Origin of the sequence: Exiguobacterium sp. SH1S21, from assembly GCF_004337175.1 — a bacterium.
In the GTDB taxonomy this organism is placed as follows: Bacteria; Bacillota; Bacilli; order Exiguobacteriales; family Exiguobacteriaceae; genus Exiguobacterium; species Exiguobacterium aurantiacum_A.
Genome location: NZ_SJUY01000022.1, coordinates 1 through 1,635 on the forward strand (window position 1 = coordinate 1; position 1,635 = coordinate 1,635).

General features: G+C 53.0%; 1 protein-coding gene. It reads left to right on the forward strand.

The window, feature by feature from the left end; genetic code table 11:
* Positions 1 to 18 precede the first annotated feature (18 nt).
* A protein-coding gene (locus EVJ24_RS15040; protein ID WP_131441800.1) for an IS3 family transposase occupies positions 19 to 1,589 on the forward strand; the annotation gives its coding sequence in 2 pieces (ribosomal slippage) (positions 19 to 658 and positions 658 to 1,589; 1,572 coding nt in all).
* Positions 1,590 to 1,635 lie beyond the last annotated feature (46 nt).

A 1,635-nucleotide genomic window follows, 5' to 3' on the forward strand; every position in this document is an offset into this window, starting at 1 on the left:
ATTGGGGAGTGTTTTTTTATGGCGAGAAGTCGGCATTCGATTGAACAAAAACTGAGTGCACTACGTATGCTGGAAGAAGGAACATGCACCTGGAAGGAAATCGAGGAGGCTCATGACGTCTCTATGGATACCCTTCAGTTGTGGAAAGTGAAATTCGATACCGGTGGGATCGATGCGTTGAAGGAGTCGAAGACATGGAAACATTACACCAAGGAACAGAAGATCGCGGCCGTACGTGACTATCTCGATGGGTTCACCAAAATGGAGGTTCTCTCCAAATATCATATTAGTAGTTGGTCGGTTCTATATCGGTGGATCAAGAAGTATACTGGTCATAGCGAGTTAACAGATTCGAGAAAAGGGATGGATCGAGCTATGGCCAAAGGGAGAAAGACAACATTCGAGGAACGCATGGAGATCGTCAGGTATTGCCTGGACAACGGACGGAACTATCAACGGACGGCCGAGATATTCGTCGTGTCGTACCAGCAGGTCTATGGCTGGACGAAAAAATATGACGCCGACGGCGTGCACGGGCTCGAGGACCGGCGCGGACGGACAAAGCAAGAAGAGGAACTGACCAACGAGGAGAAGCTTGAACGTCGCATCCAACAGATCGAGCGGGAGAACGAGCGCCTTCGGGCCGAGAACCTGTTCCTAAAAAAGTTAGAGGAGATCGAGAGGAGAGGTTGATCAGCCAGATCCGGCTACAATTGCGTTACACGGCCATCAAGGAAATGTCGATAAGCGACACGTTCCCGGTCGTGCTCTTATGCGAGATCGCGCAGGTCTCACGGGCCGCCTATTATAAATGGTTAAAACGTACCGTCTCGGTACGCGAGGAAGAGAACTTGAGTCTACTGGAGGACATCCGTCTCCTCTACGACCAGGTGAACGGGACCTACGGGTATCGACGGATCACCATGACGGTCAATCGGAGACGACGCCAGCATGGCCTACCGGCATACAACGAGAAGCGGGTCTATCGTCTCATGCGCATCCACGAGATCCGTTCGGTCATCCGCCAGAAGCGAAAACGGTACAAAAAGTCTTCACCGCAGCATGTGGCCGAGAACCTGATGAACCGAGAATTCAGCGCGTCCCGACCGGACGAGAAATGGTGCACCGACGTCACCGAGTTCAAATATGGCGCCGGGAGGAGGGCGTATCTGAGCGCGATCATCGACCTCTATGACGGCTCGATCGTCGCCTATCGCATCGGGAAATCCAACAACAATGGGCTCGTCTTCCAGACGATGATCCCGGCGATCGCGGGGCTCCGTACAGGAGCGGGTCCGATGATCCATAGCGACCGAGGGTTTCAATATACATCGAGAGGGTTCAAACGCATGGTGGAAGACGCAAAACTGACCCACAGCATGTCCCGCGTCGGACGTTGTCTCGACAACGCCCCGATCGAGGGTTTTTGGGGTACCCTGAAAGTCGAGATGTACTACCTGCGTGAGTTCCAGGCCTATAGCGAACTCACGTCGGCCATCGAGGCCTACATATCGTTCTACAACCATGATCGTCTCCAGAAACGACTAAACGGCTTGAGCCCTGTCGAATACAGGGCTCAAGCCGCCTAGGCTGGTTTTCATTATTTACCCTGTCTACTTGACGGGGAGCAGTTCA